The 21,020-nt window shown below is 60.0% G+C and carries 20 protein-coding genes; 9 read left to right on the forward strand and 11 right to left on the reverse strand.

The annotated features are described in order from the left end of the window. Positions 1–11: 11 nt before the first annotated feature. Complete coding sequence (locus DH08_RS14565; protein WP_192179957.1) at positions 12–1,208, reverse strand: DUF932 domain-containing protein; 1,197 nt, start codon at positions 1,206–1,208, stop codon at positions 12–14. Between the two features lie 299 nt (positions 1,209–1,507). On the opposite strand from DH08_RS14565, the gene DH08_RS14570 reads away from it, so the two are divergent. Further along, positions 1,508–2,725 carry a DUF1173 domain-containing protein gene (locus DH08_RS14570; protein WP_192179958.1) on the forward strand — a complete coding sequence of 406 codons (1,218 nt, stop codon included), beginning with the start codon at positions 1,508–1,510 and terminating at the stop codon, positions 2,723–2,725. A gap of 60 nt (positions 2,726–2,785) precedes the next feature. Here DH08_RS14570 and DH08_RS14575 read toward each other — a convergent pair whose 3' ends face one another. Beyond that, positions 2,786–3,034, reverse strand: coding sequence for a DUF982 domain-containing protein (locus DH08_RS14575; protein ID WP_192179959.1), 249 nt, complete (start codon positions 3,032–3,034; stop codon positions 2,786–2,788). A 300-nt stretch (positions 3,035–3,334) separates the two neighbouring features. On the opposite strand from DH08_RS14575, the gene DH08_RS14580 reads away from it, so the two are divergent. After that, complete coding sequence (locus DH08_RS14580) at positions 3,335–3,919, forward strand: DUF309 domain-containing protein (RefSeq protein ID WP_246800841.1); 585 nt, start codon at positions 3,335–3,337, stop codon at positions 3,917–3,919. A 314-nt stretch (positions 3,920–4,233) separates the two neighbouring features. Then, positions 4,234–4,701, forward strand: a complete 468-nt coding sequence (locus DH08_RS14585) for a Ros/MucR family transcriptional regulator (protein WP_192179960.1) — start codon at positions 4,234–4,236, stop codon at positions 4,699–4,701. Between the two features lie 130 nt (positions 4,702–4,831). Here DH08_RS14585 and DH08_RS14590 read toward each other — a convergent pair whose 3' ends face one another. The 5 genes from DH08_RS14590 to DH08_RS14610 all read right to left on the reverse strand — a co-directional run bounded on the left by DH08_RS14590 (position 4,832) and on the right by DH08_RS14610 (position 10,536). Further along, a complete protein-coding gene (locus tag DH08_RS14590) occupies positions 4,832–5,038 on the reverse strand; it encodes a cold-shock protein (protein ID WP_192179961.1) in 207 nt (68 codons plus the stop codon). 343 nt (positions 5,039–5,381) lie between these two features. Further along, positions 5,382–6,614 carry a plasmid replication protein RepC gene (repC, locus tag DH08_RS14595; protein ID WP_192179962.1) on the reverse strand — a complete coding sequence of 411 codons (1,233 nt, stop codon included), beginning with the start codon at positions 6,612–6,614 and terminating at the stop codon, positions 5,382–5,384. A 153-nt stretch (positions 6,615–6,767) separates the two neighbouring features. Next, complete coding sequence (repB, locus tag DH08_RS14600; RefSeq protein ID WP_192179963.1) at positions 6,768–7,754, reverse strand: plasmid partitioning protein RepB; 987 nt, start codon at positions 7,752–7,754, stop codon at positions 6,768–6,770. Positions 7,755–7,826: 72 nt separating this feature from the next. Continuing rightward, complete coding sequence (gene repA, locus DH08_RS14605) at positions 7,827–9,035, reverse strand: plasmid partitioning protein RepA (protein ID WP_192179964.1); 1,209 nt, start codon at positions 9,033–9,035, stop codon at positions 7,827–7,829. Between the two features lie 412 nt (positions 9,036–9,447). Next, a complete protein-coding gene (locus tag DH08_RS14610; protein ID WP_192179965.1) occupies positions 9,448–10,536 on the reverse strand; it encodes a hypothetical protein in 1,089 nt (362 codons plus the stop codon). A 196-nt stretch (positions 10,537–10,732) separates the two neighbouring features. Between DH08_RS14610 and DH08_RS14615 the strand changes: the two genes are divergently transcribed. Next, the gene (locus DH08_RS14615) at positions 10,733–10,996 is read left to right on the forward strand and encodes a hypothetical protein (protein ID WP_140717720.1); all 264 of its coding nucleotides are present in this window, start codon (positions 10,733–10,735) and stop codon (positions 10,994–10,996) included. Further along, positions 10,996–11,682: a nucleotidyl transferase AbiEii/AbiGii toxin family protein gene (locus DH08_RS14620; RefSeq protein WP_192179966.1), complete on the forward strand. Its 687-nt coding sequence runs from the start codon at positions 10,996–10,998 to the stop codon at positions 11,680–11,682. The genes DH08_RS14615 and DH08_RS14620 overlap by 1 nt, the downstream gene beginning before the upstream one ends. A gap of 41 nt (positions 11,683–11,723) precedes the next feature. Here the strand turns inward: DH08_RS14620 and DH08_RS14625 are convergent, their stop codons facing one another. Beyond that, the gene (locus tag DH08_RS14625; RefSeq protein ID WP_192179967.1) at positions 11,724–12,854 is read right to left on the reverse strand and encodes a site-specific integrase; all 1,131 of its coding nucleotides are present in this window, start codon (positions 12,852–12,854) and stop codon (positions 11,724–11,726) included. A 238-nt stretch (positions 12,855–13,092) separates the two neighbouring features. On the opposite strand from DH08_RS14625, the gene DH08_RS14630 reads away from it, so the two are divergent. The 4 genes from DH08_RS14630 (at position 13,093) to scpB (ending at position 16,075) form a co-directional block, all read left to right on the forward strand. After that, positions 13,093–13,389: a hypothetical protein gene (locus DH08_RS14630; RefSeq protein ID WP_192179968.1), complete on the forward strand. Its 297-nt coding sequence runs from the start codon at positions 13,093–13,095 to the stop codon at positions 13,387–13,389. Then, positions 13,379–13,972, forward strand: coding sequence for a type II toxin-antitoxin system VapC family toxin (locus DH08_RS14635; RefSeq protein ID WP_192179969.1), 594 nt, complete (start codon positions 13,379–13,381; stop codon positions 13,970–13,972). The genes DH08_RS14630 and DH08_RS14635 overlap by 11 nt, the downstream gene beginning before the upstream one ends. A 439-nt stretch (positions 13,973–14,411) precedes the next feature. Next, entirely contained in the window at positions 14,412–15,359 is a 948-nt protein-coding gene (locus DH08_RS14640; RefSeq protein ID WP_246800842.1) for a DUF1403 family protein, read from the forward strand. A 5-nt stretch (positions 15,360–15,364) separates the two neighbouring features. Then, positions 15,365–16,075 (forward strand): SMC-Scp complex subunit ScpB, encoded by a 711-nt coding sequence (gene scpB / locus DH08_RS14645; protein WP_192180001.1) that lies wholly within the window; start codon positions 15,365–15,367, stop codon positions 16,073–16,075. Positions 16,076–16,492: 417 nt separating this feature from the next. On the opposite strand, the gene DH08_RS14650 is transcribed toward scpB, so the two are convergent. The 3 genes from DH08_RS14650 to DH08_RS14660 form a co-directional block, all read right to left on the reverse strand. After that, complete coding sequence (locus DH08_RS14650) at positions 16,493–18,463, reverse strand: ATP-binding protein (RefSeq protein ID WP_192179971.1); 1,971 nt, start codon at positions 18,461–18,463, stop codon at positions 16,493–16,495. Between the two features lie 530 nt (positions 18,464–18,993). Then, positions 18,994–19,869 (reverse strand): hypothetical protein, encoded by an 876-nt coding sequence (locus DH08_RS14655; RefSeq protein ID WP_192179972.1) that lies wholly within the window; start codon positions 19,867–19,869, stop codon positions 18,994–18,996. After that, the gene (locus tag DH08_RS14660) at positions 19,866–21,002 is read right to left on the reverse strand and encodes a toll/interleukin-1 receptor domain-containing protein (RefSeq protein WP_192179973.1); all 1,137 of its coding nucleotides are present in this window, start codon (positions 21,000–21,002) and stop codon (positions 19,866–19,868) included. The genes DH08_RS14655 and DH08_RS14660 overlap by 4 nt, the downstream gene beginning before the upstream one ends. Between the last annotated feature and the right edge of the window lie 18 nt (positions 21,003–21,020).

Consider the following 21,020-nt stretch of genomic DNA (forward strand, 5'->3'; position numbering starts at 1 on the left):
GCATTGGATCCTCAAGCGGCGAAATCGAGAAGCTTCTTGGCCTTGCCTTCCATGTCCAGGCGGACATCCTGGTGCGGCTTGTCACGGGCGACCCTTGTGATGCCCTGCACAAAATCGAAGATCGACTCCGGCGGCCGACCTTCTTCTGCCAACACGGCATCAATGATTTTCATGGTCTCGACCTTCGAGAAGGCGCGTTTGCGCAGAAAGCTCTCGCGGTCTTCATCGTTGCGGGCGACGATCCGCTCCCGCGCCGCCTTGATGCCGTTGACGAACGGCATGGGCGAGGATTCGGCAAACTGGATCAGCGCCGGCTCCGCTTCGGCGGCGAAGCGGGAAGCCGCATATTTGGAATGCCGGATGGTGATCTCCTCAAAATTTTCCACGCCCCAAAGATTGCGGTTCTGGCATACGGCGCGAAGATAGAAGCTTGCGATTCCCAGTGTCCTGGCACCGACTTCGGAGTTCCAGCAGTAGAAGCCGCGGAAGAAAAGATCTGGATCGCCGTTCGACAGCTTTCCGGCCTCGATCGGGTTGAGGTCGTCAACCAGGAACAGGAAAACGTCGCGGTCGGAGGCATAGAGCGTCGTGGTGTCCTTGGAGATGTCGACATTGGGGTTGTAGATTCCCGTCGACCAGTCGAGTACGCCCGGCACCTTCCAGCGCGTATCCCCGGTGCCATTGCCGGCAATCTTCTGCACGGCCTCGACCAGTTCATGGTCGAAAATCCTGCCGTAGTCGGGACCGGTCACCGCTCGCAACTCGAGGCGACCGTTCTGGATTTCGAGTGTCTTTACCTGCTCCGCCCGCTGCGAATTCAGCCCGTACTGGAGATTGATGGCGGCGAGCGGGGCCGGGAGCTGGCGCAGGTATGCAGCCGGTGCGCCGACCAGGCTGGCAAGCTGACCAAAACTCCAATGCGTGGGGGCAACGGGTGCCTCGGCATCGGGCAGCATGAGTAGGAGGCGTTCCGCGTCGTCGCGGCTGGCTTCGACGCGGATCCGTTCGCTTTCGACAATGCGCGTGCGGCTGCGCTGCGATCGCGCCCTTACCGAGTTCCCGAGGACGGTGAGGGACAGGTAGCGCTCGTCGGCCGGTCGGTTGAACCACTCCGACGACACGCGGCCGACGCGCTGGCCGCGGCTCACATCCACCTTGTAGCCTGCACGCGCGTTCCGCGTCGGTGCCTGAATTTCCACCTGTGTCATGGGTTTGCTCCGCGGCGGACGCCGGGAGCCTCTCTCCCGGACCTTCATCCGCCAACCGCAGCCCCCTGCCCTCTTCCTCTGCTGGCCGCACCGTCGCCTATCGAAGCGCCGCCTACGCGGCAGTGGCCAAACGCACGCCCAAGGTGAAGACCAGCCGCAGGCCACTGTTTACCGAAGCGCAGCCCCATCTCGGAGAGAGATCCGGCGATCATGACGTGACGAACAAGCCTGTTGCTTCGATGGCAAAACCATGACTCAATGGGCGTGGGGATGCGGCGGCGTCCGGAGCAACGGAGGCGATGCGACGATTCAGACTTGCTGACCAGGTGATCGAGGAGGCGACGCCGAATCTTCAGGGTTTGTTGGCCGATGCATATCGCAGAAAGCTGCGACCGCTTTGCCTGTGCCAGGAGCCCTGCCCCGCGATGTATATTGCGCAGGTTGGCGACCAATACATCGTCAAGCGGATGCCGCTGTCGGGTGGCGGCCATGATCCTTCCTGTTCCTCTTACGAGCCGCCCGACGAACTGTCCGGCCTCGGCGTGCTGATAGGCAGCGCAATCCAGGTCGACCCCGAGAGCGGCACGGCCGCACTCAAGCTGGACTTTCGCCTGTCGAAGGTCGGCGCGCGATCTGCGCCGGCAGCTGGCGCCGTAGGTTCGGACAGCGTGGTCGGGGACACCAAGAAACTGTCCCTGCGAGGCCTGCTTCATTATCTCTGGCACGAAGCGGAACTGACAGTCTGGACGTCGCGATGGGCTGGCAAGCGCTATTGGTGGAATATTCGTTGGCACCTCGTCGAGGCCGCGCGTCAGATGACGGTCAAGGGCGGAGTGCTTAGCGAAATCCTGTTCGTGCCCGAGCCGTTCCGGTCCGCCGACAAGGCCGCGATCGAACAAAGGCGCGCGGAGGCGCTTGCTTCCGCGCTGCCCCCGAAGAGCGGTCCCAGAAAGCTGATGATCCTGGTCGGCGAGGTCAAGGAATTCGGCACGGCTCGGAGCGGGCACAAGTTGACCGTCAAGCACATGCCGGGGTTGGTATTCTTGTTGGATGACAGCCTTCATCGTCGGCTTCAAACCCGTTTTGAAAGCGAACTGGCACTCTGGGGTGCGGATGAGGCATCGCATTTGATCGCAATTGCCACATTCGGGTTGACCCCGGCCGGGCTGCCGGTGATCGAGGAAATGGCGCTCATGGTGGTGGCGGAAAATTGGGTGCCTTACGAATCCGCCTACGAAAAGAAGCTGGTCGACGCCCTTGCCAGAATGAGGGAGCGAAGCGTGAAAGTGCTGCGTTACAACCTGCCATTGGACAGGCCAACGGCGACGGCGATATTGCAGATGCAGCCACGGCCGGTTGGACTTTACGTCGTTCCCCCTTCGGCCGATGGCGCATACAAGGAATCGCTGGGAGAATTGGTCATATCCCGACCGGAGTTCGATTGCTGGATCTGGCGGACGGCCGACAGTGAGATGCCGACATTGCCAGGTGGGCAGGACCGGGTGCCCCACACATAAAGTGTGGTTCTCCGACGGCGATGCCGAGGTGAACGAACTTTATGAGCACCGTCATAGCTCTTAATCGCCGCGCAGAATCTTTGCTTCGAGCGCGGCAGCGACGAAAGCACGCCGAGCGGCTGTTGGATGAGCCTCTCCACGCAACACCCGCAGACAGGCGTCCATCGCTATCTTGCGCTTCTCGGTCTGACGATCGAGATGTCGCAGCAAGATATTGGACGCGTCATTGACATCGAACACGACACGCTCCGAGCTGTGGCGGCTGACCTGAACAACGACTGGTCTTTCAAATCTGCTCGAGCCGGTCATCACTCCCCCTCCAAACCCAGCGGCGACAGCCTCGCTCGCACATATTTCCTCAGCCGAGCGATTCGGCTGCATCCCGACTGCTAAACTTGATCGCTAGCATCCAAGCGGTGGTCATGAACGCTGTCTGGTCGATGTCTAGTGGCGTGGGATTTGGCTAGCTCAATTTCGACAATGTCGCCTTAAGCCAGTCTCGCACAGTTTGCGGAAGCCTATGCCTGCATTTTCCGCTGCCACCTTACACGCAGCGATCCACTCCATACCGGAGGTTGGGTCCTCCCACGGGCGTGCTATACGGCTTTGATGGCTATTGGTTCGATGTTGCGCCGGCGCTGGCTGCCGGAAAAGAGCTTTCCGTCCTATGCATATCTGCCGGGCAGGCAACCGCATCCCGTGCGCGATCCCGCGGGACATAGCTACAACAGCGAAGCCATGCCGTTGGCGGCAAAGGCGTCGCTGGATTCAGACATATTCCTCTGGGGTCTCGACCTCTTCAACCACGGCTATTACTGGGAAGCCCATGAGGCGTGGGAAGGGCTGTGGCAAGTTGCAGGCCGAGGCGCGCCGCTTCGGACGCTCTTCAAGGGATTGATCCTGTTATCGGCAGCCGGCGTGAAGATCCGCGAGGGCAAGCAGGCGGCAGCGATACGTCATGCCGGACGGGCCGCGGCGCTCCTTCGTCGGGTGAACACGGCGGATCATACCTTCGAGCGCGCGCTCGGCATGTCACCCGCAGGGCTCGCCGAACACGCAGAAGCCGCAGCACGGATTCCGGCTGCCTTGCTGGCGACAGTGCTCGGTCAGCCCCAACCCGTGTTTGACTTCATTCTCGGACCAAGCTCCGGCGAAGGCCAATCAGCTGGCAAAAAAACAAACAGTCATGCGTAGAAGACGCCAGGAATAGACTGGGCCCGTTGGGCCAACGTCACTGACCAACGAGGAACGCCAGGTTTCATTCACCTGGCCGTATTTTCGTGTAGCGCGGAATTTCGCTACGTTGTTTTCGGAATTACAAAAGCTCAAGACGGCATGGCTGCCCATCGGTTCCGGCGCTCGGCAGCCGAACGATTTCCGGGGCGGACGCGTATTAGCAATAGCTTATGGCGATACTTATGCTGCCGAGACATATATTGCTTTCAGCGACAGCCGTCACTATGTAGCGGGACTTCGCCTGCGGTCTTTCAAGCCACCCGGAGAATTTCATGACAGAAGAAGCCGACCACAACCTCGACGCCCTCATTGAGCTTACCGCCGATGTCGTCTCAGCCTATGTCTCGAACAATCCGGTCCCAGTGGCTGATCTCCCTGCCCTGATCGGCCAGGTGCACGCCGCACTCAAAGCCACGGCCGGCTCCAGCGTTTTCGCAGAAGAACCGGAGGTTCTCAAACCTGCTGTGTCGATCAAAAAGTCTGTGATGGCGGACTACATCATCTGCCTTGACGATGGAAAGAAGTTCAAATCGTTAAAGCGCCATCTGTCGACCCACTACGGGCTGACGCCGGACGAATACCGCGCCAAATGGGGCCTGCCGGCGGATTATCCGATGGTCGCGCCAAATTATGCCGCTACGCGCTCGGCGTTGGCCAAGACCATGGGTCTCGGCCGCAAACCGAAAGAGCCGGAAAAACCGGCGCCGGCGAAGCGGACGAACAAGAAGGTCGCAGCCTGACTTTATCTCTCGAGGGTCGTTCTTGAGCGCGCAGCTGCTATCGGCATGATCCGCGCCGAATTGGTAATGCGGGGGACCAACCCCGCCTTACCTCGCGTCCATTCGCTCTTGCCGGGACGCAGGCGAAAATTTAGCCGGCTTTGCTGAGGCTGCCAGCAGAGGACTTGCCAGTACGGCGGTCCTGTTCGATCTCATAGTTGATCTTCTGGCCGTCATTCAGCGTCGAGAGGCCCGCGCGTTCGACAGCGGAAATGTGGACGAAAACATCCTGACCGCCGTTGTCGGGCTGAATAAATCCAAATTTGCTATTGAACCACTTCACCGTTCCAGTCGCCATATGCGTTTCCTTTGTACCATTGCAAATTGGGCAGGCGGTTGGGCCATTCCGTTTTTGAAATCCAAGACCTTCGAGTTAAACGCAGCAAATCGAATAATTGCAAGGCCTGCTTCGATCGGCCGGCGGGTGGCTTGCGCATGCGCCACTATCGCTCGTTGTCGGCGTGACGAAGGCAATTGCGCCGATTGTAAACGCATGGGTGCGACGTTCGTTCGGCGCCAATGAATTCCTCTCCCGTTCCATGAATTGATCGCCTGCACACCGTCCAACCAACAAAGGCGCCGCGAGCTTCTCGGATCCCGCGGAAGCCATAAGGTTGAACCGGCCGTGGGATTGGCGATCGTCATCCTGCCATCCTCGCCGTCACGCCATTCGTCTTCAGTGCCGCCATCAGCATCGGCCCGACCGAAAACGCCCCTGCCCTGGCCTTGTCAGTCAGCGCCCGAAGATAGCCGCCGGCGGAATTGATGTGCTGCGCCCTTTGCAGGATGCAGGCGATCACGATCGCCGCGATCTCCTGGCCCATCACATGGCAAGCCTCCTCATACGCAGACGGCGAAACGCCCAGATATCCCCGCACCTGGGCGGCCGTTATCATGAGATCGCGCCAATTGCCGATCCCGTCGACGGCATAATCCGCAATTTCGGGGCAGGCCTTCAGCACCATCCCCAGCGGGTACGTTTTCAGCACCATCCCCAGCGGGTACGTTTTCGGCGCCTCTGTGGTCCTCGTCGTTGGCTCGGCCGTCGCCCCGCTTTTCTCTAAAGCAGGCTCAAGTTCAAACATAGAGTCGGTATTTGAATCAGATTGCTGCCGCTCGTTTTGAGAGTCATTGCCGCTCGGATTCGTGGATTTCATATGGATTTCCAGCAGCTTGTCCACTTCGTCGTGTAATGCGGCCAGATCGGCTACGATTGGTTCAAGCTCGGCAATGCAGGCCCGACGCGGAATTGCCCCCACAACGCCGCGGAAACGCTTCCACAGGCCTCCCCAGTCGCCCGGGACATCTTCGTCAAGGGCCGCCTCTATGAGCTTGTGGATGTCACGGCGGTGCAAGGTGATCCGCTCCCGCATAAGCCTGAGCGCCCTGTTGTCGGCGCGAACACGCTCAGCCGCCGCCTCAAATTCGTAAGCACGGGCCAGCAGCGGCGCCAGGGAGAAGCCGAATGCTTCCTCGATCTCGCCCCCCCTGCCCTTGCGGGCGTAACGCTTGCCGTTCGGGCTGTCCCGACGGATGATCAGCCCGCAATCCACAAGGGCCGCCAAGTGCCGTCTAACTGTGGGCTCGGGCATCCCATGAGCTCTAAGTGACAGCTGTGCGTTCGAGGGAAACACGATGATGCCGTTTTCCTCGCTCAGCTCACTGTCAGGATAGAAAGATAGCAACGCATTCAGGATGGCTAGAGCACGATCGCCGATGCCGACGATGCTCTTGCCTTCGCAGAGGTTGCGGTAGATCTGCCACTTGTCGACGACCCTGCCTTTGGGAATCTCACGCGACTCGCTTTGCGCCGCCAACATGGCAAGCGACATCGGCCGCCGCCCAAAGGGCGTCGTTGCAATACCCGTCTCCATTTTCTTTCACCCTCGATTAGGCAAAAGAAACCTGCTCGCCAAAACGGCGCCACGACTCTTGACAGTGATTCGGGGAAATGCGATTCTCAGCTTGCGACAGACGAGAAGGGCTTCCGCGACGGTGACGTTCGGGGGCCTTTTTCTTTTGCGGTTTCAGTCTCCTGTTGATGACTTCTCCGACTTTCTGAACGCCTCATAAAGGTTGCCCAGATTATCGGAAATCCACGTCCCAAAGCGGCTGCCGTCCATCTCCTTCACGGCGATCGTGATGGCCTTGCCTGCCTTCTTGACGCTGACGCTAACTGATTTGTCCTCGGGGACCCAGGACTGTGCTTGGGACTTCACGGCTACCTTGCGAACCGGCTTCCCCTTCGCATTCAAGGCTGCTAGCAACCTTTCGAAGCGTTCGTTGCTCTCCAGCTCACCGAATTCTGGTTCGGACAAGATTGCATTAACCACTTCGGATTTCTTGCCGGCGAGCAGAGACAGCTCAACCCACCGTTCGCGGCCTACAGAGGTAGCTGATCCAATCTTACCGATCACAGATGCCGGAATTCTTGTGACAACTGATACCATCTTCGAGACCGCAGCGGCGTTCGAGGCCAATGCTGACGAGATCACCTCTCTCTCGTACCCCAAATCCTCAAGGCTCTTTGCGAACATCGCCTTCTCGATGAAACTGAGATTTGCACGAGCGGAATTCTCCTGACCCTGGGCAATTACATGGGTCTTGTCGTCGATCTCCTTGACGACCGCCCTCACCTTCCGTCCCAGTTCGCGGGCAACTCTAACTCTGCGATGGCCGAAGACGATCATGTAGCGGCCGTCTGAGCTCGGATGCGGACGGACAAGTATGGGAGAATCCTGCCCTCTCTCCCGAATCGCTTCCAGCAGCTCTTGATATTGTTCCTCGTCGTCGCCTATGCGGTCGGAAACGAACGAGCCGTCGACTGCGCTTGGGTCGAGTTCGACGACATGCTCGCCCTCAAGATATGCATCCGCTTGCTTTGCCAACTCGTTGACTGAGCGGATCATGGATTTGGACGCGCCGCGGATCGGATACGCCGCAGCGGAGGCTGATGACGCCCGTTCGTCGGTCTCCGCTTCTACGAGGCCTGCAAGAAGATTCTTACGTGCCATATTTTACCTCCAGATAGCGCGTAGTCCATTGAATACATTTGGCAAATATCCACTTTTGTCAGCAGACAAAGCTCAACGCCCCCATGCTTCATGAATCAAAGATACAATTTCGCCGTTTACGACATCCAAGGCTTCCATTGCCCGCTCGTATGTGGAACGGGTCATTGCATTCTTTTCGACTTCGTAGAGGGTCTGCTTGGTAATCCCCGCATCGGAAATCGCCGTTGATTTCAGCATCTGGTTCTTGAGAATGAATTCGCCGAACAGAGTATGCAGGAACGCCACCATCTGCGCTTGCGGCTGATCCGTGGGTTCGAATCGAGTAACAAGATAGCGATACCACTCCAGATTCACCTCCGCACCGGCCGCCCTGATCGGCTCCAGGATGTTCCCGAGCATCAGCAGAAACTGGCCCATGCTCATAACATCGAGCATCTGCGGATGGATCGTGATCAACACTGAGGTCGCCGCGGTCAGTGCGGTGATCGTGAGGTAGCCAAGCTGCGGTGGACAATCGATAACTATGACATCGTAGCGATCGTCGACCTCCATCAATGCCTTCGAGATGCGCGTGAAAAACGCCCTGCCCACATTCGAAGACTTGTCCGTCATTGCCAGAGGCGTGTCGTATTCAAATTCCTGCAGCTCTAGGTTCGCTGGGACGATGTCCAAGCCCGGGAAATTCGTCGGCTTGATGATTTCCGAGAGAGGCACCCTCTCGTCGTCATAACGAATCGCGTCGTAGAGCGATTTCGTCTGGTCGAGTTCAGGTTGGAACCCATGCAACGAAGAAAGCGACGCCTGCGGATCGAGATCGACAGCTAGGACACGGTGCCCGGTAAGCGCAAGGTATTGGGCGAGATGGGCAGCGGTAGTGGTCTTCCCGCTGCCCCCCTTGAAATTAACCACAGCTAAAATCTGAAGCTTCTCGCTAGGTCGCCGATGGGGAACATACATGCGGGCGTCAGATCGACCGTACTGGTCGAGATACTGGCGCAGCTCAAGCATCTGTTCAGCAGTGTACGAGCGTCTGCCCGACGTCGAGGTTTCAGGCACCGGTCCCTTACCTTCCAGATGCAGTTTCTTCAGATGGCTCTGGGAAACCCCTAGATACGTAGCAACCTCCGCCAGCGAGAACGAACGAAGATTTTTCTTTGCGTGGGGAGGGAAGCGCTGCATCGAAAGCAGGTGCAACTTCTTCGATATCTGGTCGCCCTGATCGAGGATGCTTTTCTCGAACAGCAGCGGGATTTTCGTAGGAGCGGGCGACCTCACGTTCATTCGATCGAGACTCTCTAAAAACGATTTTTGACGTAAAAGCGCCAAGCAACCGTCATTATGTCCGATTCGTTCGCCCGGGCAAGAAATTTAAAGTTAACAAAAGGTTAATGGTCTCGGGATAGGATCACATGATGTGATTCATGCAACTGAATATGCTGCACAATTCGGCGAATTTGTCTGCGGACAAATCCTGCTTCTCCCAAGCACAAATCCTGCTTACCCAAGCGTCCGCGTCGCGCAGCCGCTCAAGCGGGGGAATGGCGCAGTGTCTTGAGGTCGTCGTCGGACAAGATGCCGACCAAAAACGCGCGACGATCGAAGGGGCAGCACCGAATCCCGCGGTTAAGCGCCTCGGCGCTCAGCAGTTTTGCGTCCGATGCAGGTTCGGGAGCCGCAGGTCGATGGTGCTTGCTCAAAACAGATACGGTTTGTCCGCCCAGGCGAGCAGAACGGCGGCGTCCTGGTCGGGTAGCCGCACCCGGCCCGTGCGCAGGCCGTCGGCGATGACGTGACCGACATTTGGATCAACCCAGTGGCCGTGGGTCATCAGAAAGAACCAGGCGAAGGGCAGACCGATTTCGGTGTCGATCGTCTCTATCCGTTCCATCAGCCGGTGCACGGAGACGCCTTCGTCGGCGAGCAGCCGCTCAGTCGGCATTTTGAGAGGCCGCGGGATGAAGCCGATCTCGCGCCGGCCGCGATCCTCAAGGTCGTATATGTCGAAGGCCCAGTGCGCAAAGATGCGGTCGGCGGCCGCACTCGATCGCTCCCAGGCAACAAAAAAGCGGTTTTCGCGCGGCACGAAATCGAACCAATCCGGATTGGCGTCGAAAAACGCGGTGTCGCGCGTGCCGTCTGGCCCGACCTCGCGGATGACACGCTTTTCCAGCTCGGGCCGCTGCGCCTCGCGCAGCTCGCGCTCGATGCGCGTCCGGCGCGCCAGGAAACTGCGCATGTGGACGATGCCACCGCCGGAACGGCCGCGCACCCGGTAGACTGGCCCTGCGAGCTGTTGTGTCTCGGAACCGCGCAAAACCCAGGTCGGCTCGAACAGATCGTCGACTTTGCCGGGACGATAGTCGGGATCGACCACCGCGCCGGCCAGAAACTCGATCTCGCGGCCGAGCGAGATCTGCACGAAGTCGGCGACTCCGGGACCGGTCGGGGCAAAGGCGAAGGCGGTGGTGCCGCGCCATTCGGCGAATTTTTCTCCGCTCTGGCGATGCCGGGTCCAGAAGGCGTTGAGGTCACCGCCGACCTCGGCCAGTTTATGCTCGACCCAAGCGCGATGGTCGCCGAGGCGGGTGCCGTCGGCAGCAACAACGTCGTGAGCGTTGCACCAGTAGGGATCGTCGATGGTCGCGACGGTGAAGACGAAGCCCGGAAAGGCCTTGTTCAGGGCAGGGGCGAGTTCGACGTCGGCCGACTGCGGCTCTAAAGCCGCGAGCACGGTTTCGACGGAAGCGGGGTCGGGCAGGCGGACGGGTTTTTGCTCGGTCATTCTCGGGCTCCGGCCGGGTGGGAAATCCGCGCTTTTTTCGTCAAGGGAACGCCGTGCGTCGTCGTCGGCGATCTTGGAGGCGATTCTGGCTGATTTGGTTCACGAGGACAACGCTGACGTCGCAGCCCACCGATCGGTGCGGAAGAGGGCGGCAACTTGTGCGACAAGCCGGAAACGACTATATCTTGCACGCATTATGAGCAAGCATCTAGGTTCAGTCCTGACGACGGTGAACGCGCCCTACAGCGATCAACTGGACGACGTGGCGCTGGCGCATTGCCTCGCTGATATCGATCTGGCCAAGCAGCATCCCGGTCATATTAGCGCGTTTCTCGGCGAGGTCCCTCTCGCCCAGCAAGTCGAGTTCGCAACCGCGCACCACATCGCGGTCGACGATCTGAAGGCGTTTGCCGCCAAGTTCTCTGCCTGGTCCGGCGAGAGCTATCCGCTCGCCGCGTAATGGTTGGGCGCGACAGCCGGCGCCCTTCCGAATGGCAGCGGCTTTTTCGCATTACTATCGACCTGATCGACCAGCTTCGCCAGAATGCCGGGGGCTACGACTTCGAATGGTCATTTGGCGGCGGAACGGCGATGATGATCCAGATCGGCCATCGCGAAAGCCACGACATTGATATTTTCCTCGACGACCCTCAATTGCTTGGTTTCATCGACCCATCCAGAAGCCACCTGCACTTTGAAACGATGCCATCTGACTATCTGGGGGACGGGCTTCGGTTTCAGAAGTTCGCCTTCGAAGGCATTGGCGAAATCGACTTCATCGTTGCCGGAGCGCTGACGACGACGCCGTTCGAAACCCGTGTGGTGGAAGGCAGAACGGTGCGTCTTGAAACCATTCCGGAAATTATCGCCAAGAAGGTCTATTACCGCGGATCGGAAGCCAACCCGCGCGACATCTTCGACATCGCCGCTGCGGCCCGGTCGCAATTGGGCGAGGTCGTCAACGCCCTACGCGCGCTCCCCGAACATGTCGCTCGCACCAGAGAGCGGATGGAAAAGCTCAACCCGGAATTCGTCAGCCGCGCTATTGCGCAACTGATGATCATGCCTGACTACGAGGCGTCGGCCGCCGATAGTCTGGTCGCAGCGATCGCCGTGCTCGACGAGGTGTTGTCATCTAGAACCTGACCGCCTCACGGTAGCGATCAATCGAGGGAGGGGGCGGCTTTTCAGAGCCCGGACGCCTTGGTGAGGTTGACCCGGAAACGGTCGCGACGCCGCTGGTACTTGCGGGTCATCTCGGCGCTGGCGTGGCCAAGCTGCTTCTGCACATAACGCTCGTCGACCTCGGCGGAGGAAGCGAGCCCGGCGCGCAGCGAGTGCCCGGAAAACTTTTGGCCGCGCTCCCCCTCGGAAAGATCCCCGCGCACACCGGCGGCCAAGGCCGCGCGTTTGACCAGCCGCGCCACCTCCTGATCGTTCAGCCGCTCGGCTCCCACCGCTTTGCCCTGACCGGTGACGCGGCGGAACAAGGGGCCATGGGCAATGCGGGCAAACTTCAGCCAGGCCTGTAGTGCGACAACCGGGCAGGTGGGGTCGGACGAGCCGCGGCCGATCTCGACCTCACGCCAGCCGGTCTTTCCGCGCAATGTCACCAGAACACCTTTGTCCGGGAAAAACTCGATCCAGCCGCGGCCATCTTCGGTTTGATCGCGGACAAGATCGAGGCCGACGATTTCGGAGCGGCGCAAGCCACCTGCGAAGCCCAACAGCAGCATGGCGCGGTCGCGCAGGCCACGCAGTGTGCCACGATCGAGCGTTTCCAGCATGGCGACAAGATCGTCGCGCAGGACGGCCTCCTTTTGTCGGGGAGGGGAGGCGTGTTTGTTGCGGATACCGGCGAGCACCGTGGCGATATGGCGGTCCTTCCGGTCGAGCGGTTGGCCGCGTTGCGCATAGTTCCAGGTCAACGACGATAGGCGGCGTTCGATCGTTGACACCGACTTTTTGTCCCGCTCCGATCCCGAGGCCTGGGCGGTGATGTAGAGGCCGACAATCTGTGGATCTGGCGGCAGCGGATCGAACGACTGGCGCCGGCACCAGGCGCAAAAATGCTTCCAGTCGGCGGCGTAGGCGCGACGGGTGTTTGCTGAAGTCGCCGCATCGACATAATCGCGCGCGCGGTCGGCGAGCTTTTCGAGATGCGTAGGCAACGTTGCCTGTCGCGGGTCGAGGACCGGCGGGCAAGGGGAGGGGCCTTCATCCGGCCGCCCCATCTCCATGATGACGTCGACAATGTCCGGCAGGTCATCGGCGTCGATTGCGTCGGTGGACACCATCAAATTACGGGCATTGCCCATCAAGTCTCGTCCATTTTAATGTCGCAGCACTGCGATTCTTGGGAGCCAAGGTGCTGCCAAAGCGCGGAATTGTCCACCGCGAGCTGCGTGACGGAATAGCTGCGAGATTTGCGTCCGGTCGGGTCCGGTTATCGCATCACCGGGAGCGGGCCTGTCCGATCCAGTGATGGCCGGTGGTCTCTCCTTGCTTTCATGTTCAACATCCTTTATATTCCGTTCAACAGATGGAGATCCCAAGATGGCCATACGTGGAGCAGCGGCAGCCGCAAGCGAGGAGCGGATCGCCCACACCCGCAACCGTCTGGTGCTTGAGCAGGCGAGGAAGGTCGGCCTTCTTGGTGCGGCCAAGAACACACGCCTGTCCGGAAGGGTGGCATCGGAATTGATCGAGGCGGCAAAGAAGCGCGCTCATGTGACCTCCGACACCGAGCTGCTTGAGCTCGCCTTGTCGCGGCTGGCCCTCGAGGATGATTTTGGCGCCCGGCTCGTCGGCCGCAAGGGCAGCATCTCCGCGGACATCGATCTTGGCGTTTGATCTAGGGAGCGCACTGCGTTCCCTAAAACCACAGCGGCGCAGCGCTGGGCTGGCACGGCGACCAGATTCCGCTCTGTCCTGGGCAGGGGACCAGCCGCCTGTCGGCGGTGTATTGCTCCTCGACACGAGCGTCTATCTGGATGTGCTGCAAGGACGCACGCCCGAAGTGGTCGATGAGCTTCTGACCTATCGGCTCTGTCACCACTCGGCCGTCTGCCTTGCCGAGCTCAGCCACGTGTTCGGCCGGCTCGACCCGGCGCACCCCACGACGAAGTCGGTCCTGAAAGCGATTGCGGATACGATCGAGGATATTCCGGGACACCGGTTGCATGCACCCGACGCCACCGCCTGGGGACGCGCCGGCATGCTTGCCGGCCTGTTGTTCCGGCTGAGCCATCTGCCGAAAGGGGAGGGGCATGAACGCCGCTTCCTCAACGATGCGCTGATCTTTCACCAGGCCGGTTTGCTCGGGGCGACGGTCCTGACTGGTAATGTTGGGGATTTCGATTACCTCAGCCAGCTTGTTCCGTCGGTGCGGGTGATCTTCTACCGGCCGGAGCCAGGCTTGCGCCCGCAGGACTGAAGGCGTCGGGGGGGGCGATATGCAGCTGAACCGTCACCGTCGTCGCCAAGATGGTCGTCGTGGCTGTGGGACGGTCCGCGTGCCCGATTTGCGTGAGATTCGACATTCTGCTCGACGGGAGAGGCCTTTCCAGGCGACGTCCGGCAATTGGGCGTGAAGCCGGTCCGCTCATGGGCCGCGAACTCTCGTCGATCTGACGGTGAAAGCGTGCCGTCCGGCGATGAAAAACCAGCTAGAGCGGCCATTTCGCACGCGCTTCTACAACGAGCGATAAGGCAACATTATCATTCGTTTTTGTGCGCCGACGGGTGCGGCGGTTTCGCGCGAAAAGTATTGCGAAAAGCGCCGCGCTGATTCATGCTGCACCACGATGATTCTGCGTCCCAAACTCTCTCCGCGCCACAACGCCCCGCTCACCGGTGCCCCTTCGACTGTGTCGATGGCAACGGTGCCGGCCTGGCTGCGCCGCGCCGTCCCGGATGCGCAAAGCCTTGCCGGCCAGGACGTCGAGGACGTCGCGCTCGCTGCCGGCGCTGCCGTCTTCGCGCTCGATGCGGTGGTCCGCCGACAGGAGCGATGGGCCGGCGCCTGGCGCCGGCGCCTGGCTCTCACAGGAGCAGCGGTGACCGCGCGGCAGATGGGCCGCGTCGAGGATGAAAATGCCCTGCGCGATGCTGTGCTGCTTACCCGGCCTGGCGACGATGTCGGACCCGCCGGCAGGATGCTTGTGGCGTGGCGCAAGTTAGCCGCTACGCCAGCTGAAAACCTGCTGACCGAGGCGAGCATCGGCGCGGTGCTGGCTGACCTCGGTTTCGCGCGTGACGAGGGGAGTGTGCGCGACCTGACGCACGAGTTTCGTGAGCCTGGCGCCAGTGAGGGGACGGTGGGAAGGCTAACCGGCGCCATCGCGAGTGCCGAGCGCCATGGCCTGGGGCGCGCCCTCGGAGCCTGGCTCGCCGACGCCCTGCTGGCGCAGCGCCTGGGCTGGGGCCATGCGGTGCCGTTGCTGGGTGCCGAGGCAGCCTTAGGGACAAGCTCCCGCCCGCGCCGATCGGCAACCAGCTCTGTGGCGACAGGCACTGAGACAAATCCTGAGCGTGCCAAAAATCTGCTTGCCGCGCAGGCGCGGGCTGCGCTGCGTGCCATTGATCTTTCCGCCGAGCTCGAGCGCCGCGCGGACCGGCTGCTTGCCGTTGCGCCGAAACTCAGGGCCAAGGCGGCGGACGCTGTTGTCGACAGGCTCCTGTCCGACGATGCGATCGTTGCCTCGGAAAGGATCGCTGGCATGAGCGACCGTGGGCTGCGCCGCCTGTTCGACCGGCTGGTCGAACTCGGCGCCGTGCGTGAGCTGTCCGGCCGCCCGACCTTCCGCATCTACGGGCTGTGAAGACGATGGTGGAGAGTGCACGTAGGAGAAGGGGAGGAGCTCAAGGAGGCGACAGCCGAACAAATGACCATTTGTTTGATCGGGAGATGGATCACCTACCGCCGGAGGCGCGCTGGCGCGAGTGGATGCACCGCGTCGAGGCAACGATCTTCGCCGCCAGTGAACCGGTCGGCCGCGAGGCGCTGGCCCGCATCGTCGGCAGAAGTTGCAGCATCGATCTCCTCATCGACGACATCCGTGAGGAACTGCGCGGCCGGCCCTACGACCTGGTCGCCGTCGCGGGTGGCTGGAAGCACCTGACGCGGCCGGCCTATGCCGATGCCATCCGCGCCGCGGTCGGAGGAAACGAATTCGCGAGCGAGCTTACGCAGTCCGAGGTGCTGGTGCTGATGTGTGTGGCCTATTTCCAACCGATCACCCGCGCGGAATTGTCATCCTTCTTCGGCAAGGAAATCAGCAGAGACCTGATAGGCCATCTGCGTGGCGCAGGCTTCATCGCCTCCGGTCCGCGTAGCCCGACGCCTGGTGCGCCTTACACCTACGTCACGACAAAAGAGTTCCTGCTGGAGTTCGGGCTCGACACGCTGCGCGATCTGCCGGATTTCGAGGCGCTCGAGGATGCTGGGTTGCTGTCGAAGGAGAAGCTGCTGGCGGGCGACATTATGCCAGAGCTGGCTGGCGCCCACGAGAATGCCGGAGTCGATATGGAGGAATAGCTCGGCGCTAGGCTATGCTTTGCGGGTGCGTCCGGCTTTCAATAGCAATCTGGCGCCCAGGGCGCCTATGTCCGAAATTCGCAGGCAAATTTCGAACATTGATCCAGTCAGCGGCGTCAAGAAGCGATATGCCGGCTATGCAAGGTTCAAAGGAACTTATCTGCGACGAGCGCAAGAAGCCAATGCGGCGTCGGGCGCTTAAGCGGAAGAAGCGGGCCTTGCAGGACCGCAAGCGCGCGCATTGTGGTGAAGATTTGTCCCTTGTATATTCCGAACTGGGCCGATTTAACGCTTCGCACGGCTACGTCGCCGAGACCACCGAATTGATCCACGACCGTTGTCATCGTGAGCGGAAGGCGACGAAAAGGTACGCTTAAATTAATGGGACTTTTCGCGGGTCTAAGGTGATTGAGACAGCTATTTCTTGCCTTGCCCTTCGTCAGGCTTAACAACCTTAAAATACATCTCATTCAAATTTCCCATCGCCTCCTCCTCCCCAATCTCCAACTCCAATTTGCTTCGAATGTACTCATGGCGACCAAGGCAATCCTGAATGATCTCGCCCCAAGTCTTGACCCATATACGTGCGCGGCCAGCTTTGAAAATATGAGCACAACCGGGTGGACGATCCTGCGCGTTACAAAGTTCGTTTAATGCATCGTCGGTTTCGACACCGACAAGCCAAAAATCCCAAGACACCAGGGTTTTGTCGAAGCGCGGGTCTTGAATGACTGAATTTGCGTAATCGAAAAGCTGAGCGAAATCGGCATGAGCCAGTTTCCGGTTTGCGCGCTTGAGTTCTACAATCAAATGATTGTCATCTGTGCGACCGCTAACCTTAACGAGCTTTGCTAGCATAATATCAACACGGCCTGTTTTGCCGCCCGACTTGAGCACTGGTTCGGTAATTCGCGTGTCGCGCCTTAACAGGCGCAAATGCTCACGTAGCATGTTTGTGAGACTGCTTTCCGAGCGGCCCAACGCAAACTGCTCGCCGAATAGCCAAGAATTTGCCTCAACGACCTTATGGATATGCTCTCTCTCCTTGACGCTGTCGCGTATCTCAGCGGTGCAAACGAGGCCACGAAGCCCCACGGCTACTTTGAGCCGATGGTCGATGTCCTTCACCGCATCGATGATGTTGGTAAGGTTTGCCTTGTCGAGTAGTGCGGAGAATTCCTTCTGCTTCGCCTGCGGTAAAATCAGGACCTCGGAGAGAATCTTGGACAACTCAGGTGAGCCCGACTCGATGGCCTCCTTCAAGAGACGGAACGACAATTGACGGGCCGCCTTTGTCTGGTCGTTAAAGCCGTCAACGTAGTCGTTAACAGTCACCGCACAAATATCAAAGACTTGTCGTGCTTTGTCCGCTGAACGCGATGCTGCGACTTCCGGATAGGGATAAACCCCTTCAGCTTTCCAGGTGTCGATGAGAGCCTTCGCCTTCTCGCGTTCCCTCTGCTTGAAATATACGGATAGACGCTCTCGCGCGGCGGCCAGCAGGTGTCCCATGCCGTCGGCCAGATCAATATCTACGAGCGCTCCTTCATCTAACTGAGAGAAATATGTTGACTTAAGGTAGGCGCCAAAATTGAACCCAGGCGCTCTTACCTCCGGCGCTCGCTCCGAAAGTGCGAAGCCATTTTCATCGCAAAGATAGAGAGCACGACCACTTATTGAACGCCATTCGACAATTTCAAGCGACGACGTAATGGTGTCGCCATTACGGAGTGAGAGAGGAGGCAGGGGAAAAGTTTCGCGCTTGGCGACGATCTCATCGGTGTTTAGGCGGTTTCCGTTGATTGAGAGTACAACGCCCCGATAGTTCAGCAAGTATGGTGCGAAAATGCGCGACATGTGCTCCGAGAAGTCAGTCGATAGCAGCGACCCATCACCCGGTTCGGGATTTGCGACGGTGACGATCGTTCCCGTCCGTTTTTCAACCGCCTTTTGCACATCAGAGAGCGTGAACTTTCCCGGCTGGGAAACGGTGCCTCGTATCTCATAGGCTTGAAACCCGTTAGCGTCTTTGAACGTCGTGTACCATGTCACGATTCCGCCTAGCGCAAACGCGCGGAATCGGCCCTCGCCAAACTTCCCATGCATAAGGCGCTTGTCAGGCGTTCGCTGGACCTTTGCCTTCCATGAACCGCCGAGTGCGGCGAACCGGTGCTCGTCGTTTTTTGGGAGAGGTATACCGGACCCATCGTCTGTGACGATTATCTCGTGCAAGACACCCAATGGATTGAGCCGAAATTCGACCGACACGTTGTTGGCATCCGCGTCAAGCGCATTCCACACAATCTCCGACACTGCCCGCAAAGGGCGTGTCCGGCAGAGCCGATGCCAGAAATCTTGCTTTGGGCTTACGTCGATGGTGGTGGCCACAGAAATCTCCTACGCGTAGTTTATGAAGAGATGGCTCGCTTCACTAGAGGGTTTGATTTCCTGCAGGTCTGCAGGCGCGCTGCGAACCAAATATTTGCGCTGGAACGCGGCCACCTTTTATTGACCGCCAAATTTGAGAGGCAGGCACGGAACTCTCATCCGATTGCTCCGACAAGCCGCCCGTGGAATTGTTGCGTTATCTGATCGTAGCGCACGTCCGCTTCGCAGTCGCAGCTGTCGAAAGCACAGGCTGCTTACGGCTCAGTGCTGCCGGGCGGCAAGGCGCCGCATGCCAGCCGTGTGTACGCAAACATTGCCTACGCCAAAGCGGACGTTCCGGCTGACTGGATTGAATATTAGCAATGCGCAACAAACTAGCTGTCCGACAAGTCAAACATCGGTTCCGACTGTTGGCGCGATGGAGGTGGCCAGAGTGACGTAGCTGGCCGGAAAGTAGCACAGTTTTCATAGGCGGCACGAGGGCGCTGCGCCAAGAGTTCGCACGGGTCGCACGCCGTGCTGGTGCGTGCTCAAACAATGGCCAGCCACTGCTCGAGCAGTAATGCAGCCCGAAACGCGGTTTGCTCAGCCCGATCATCGTCAACGATAGCGCCGAGCGCGCTGCGAAGCCCGCCGGGGATGCGATGGCGAAGGCTTTCCACCTGCTCGATAGCGGGCGCATAGCTTGCTTGCTGCTCAGTTCGTGGCACCTTGCCGGCGAGATCCATCAGGCCAAGCGCGATGGCGACATCGCGCGCTGCACCGCCAAACGCGCCGAGGACGATCAGCGGCTTGCCCGCATCCAGTGTCAACACCGCCTCCTCGACGATCCCCGGCATCACCCCGTCATAGGCATCGGCCGGATCGGCCAGCACTCCCATCTTGCCGCCCAAGATCACGCGCGCATCGGCGCGGGCCGTCACCATACGCCGCGCACCGCTGTGTGCTTGTGCGGGCGAGAGGTTTGGAACTGCGGCAAACCAGGCGACAAGCTGCGCATGGTTCTTTACGATCTCCTCGCCGAGCCGGATGCCACCACCGCCGGGTCGGGCGGCAACGAATGCGTCCCCGCGAGCAATAGCCGTCCGCACTGTGCTGCGCCCCTCGTTCAGGATGGCGTAGAGGTCCTCATAGCGTGTCAACCGCGCCACAGGCTCGGGGATGAAATGGTGGAACGGCGCATCGCGGGTGCCGGCATAGGCGCCCGCCAGGTGACGGAAAATCTTAAAAGTATAGCCATCTGGTTCGAGATTGCCCCCATAGCCGATGTCGGCGCCAGCGCGCACAAGCGCGGTGCAGATCGAAAGTACCGCCCGGTCGATCTCACGCTGGGGGAAGCCGAGCCTAGCACGGTCGGGCGCGTCGCTGACCGAGACTGCAACCAGCCGGCCATCGAGCGCGCTCATGTGATTTCTCCAAGCGTGACCATGCGTGTCGCGGGCGCGGTCGCTGCAAGCGCGCGCCGCAGCAGATCGGTCTCGATATCGCCGAGCGGTGGATCGGGATAGACGATACGACTCGGAAGAGCGTCGCGATGGATAATGTCGAAAAGCTCGGGCGGTCTGGGCAGCACCAGCGTATCGGTCGGCGAGGCTTCGGTGGCCTGCTGCTCAAACAGGTCGCAGCGCAACCCTTCCGACATTGTCTCGACCAGCAACAGCTCGATCCAGCTGGTATCGCCTGTATCGGGCCTCACCCGCACGCGGGGCACATTGGCGCCATACGGATAGGTGCGGCTGATTCTTCTGCCTCCGACATCGGCGAGCACGATCGGGCGCCGCCAGCGCTTGGCCTGAGTGAGCTCGAACACGCACCAGGGCCGCGAATCATAGACATCCGAGACAATCGCCAGCAGCGTGCCGCGGCCTATCTCCTCCTTGAAGCGATCCTCATAATTCTCGCCCGGCATGAGCTCGGTCGCGTCATAGAAGGTTTCGAGCGGAACGCCGTCTTTGGTCATGTTGATGAAATCGACGATCGCACGAGCGCTCTTGTCGCCGTCCGCCTTGGCGTGGCTGACGAAGATCGGTTCCTTCTGCGTCTTGCCAACCAACTTGCGCAAATGCTCACGCACGCAGATCAAGAGCAGCAGCAATAAGCGCTGGTCGCGGGCTTCGTCGTTGGCCAGTTCGTGCCATTTCTTGCGGCGCTGATACTGGATGTGGTTGGCCGCGTCTTGGACAAGCGGCGGCTCGCCGGTCGGGCTGCCAAAGGGGATGTAAAGATCCTGTTCGCCCCGCGCGGCCATGCTGGCGCGCAGATCGGACGCCCAGGCGTTCCAGGCGTGGCGATGCTCATGCATCTCCTCGTCATGCAAGAGGACAATGGCATTGTGGCGCGCGCGCGTGAGATTGATCGCCCGGGGTAGCGGCGATGCGTCCGACCAGGGCGTGCTGGCAAACCGCACTGGCACGCGGTGTGCAACGCCGTCCCGCTCCATGCCGATACCGTCGAAATGACGCGAGATTCGCTCGGCGACCCGTGCGCCTTCAGCCGAGCGCTGATCCCACACTACATGGAGTCTTACGAGGTCGATCATTGGCAACGCCTCCTGCCG

Origin of the sequence: Mesorhizobium amorphae (assembly GCF_014843845.1) — a bacterium.
Taxonomy (GTDB): domain Bacteria; phylum Pseudomonadota; class Alphaproteobacteria; order Rhizobiales; family Rhizobiaceae; genus Mesorhizobium; species Mesorhizobium amorphae_A.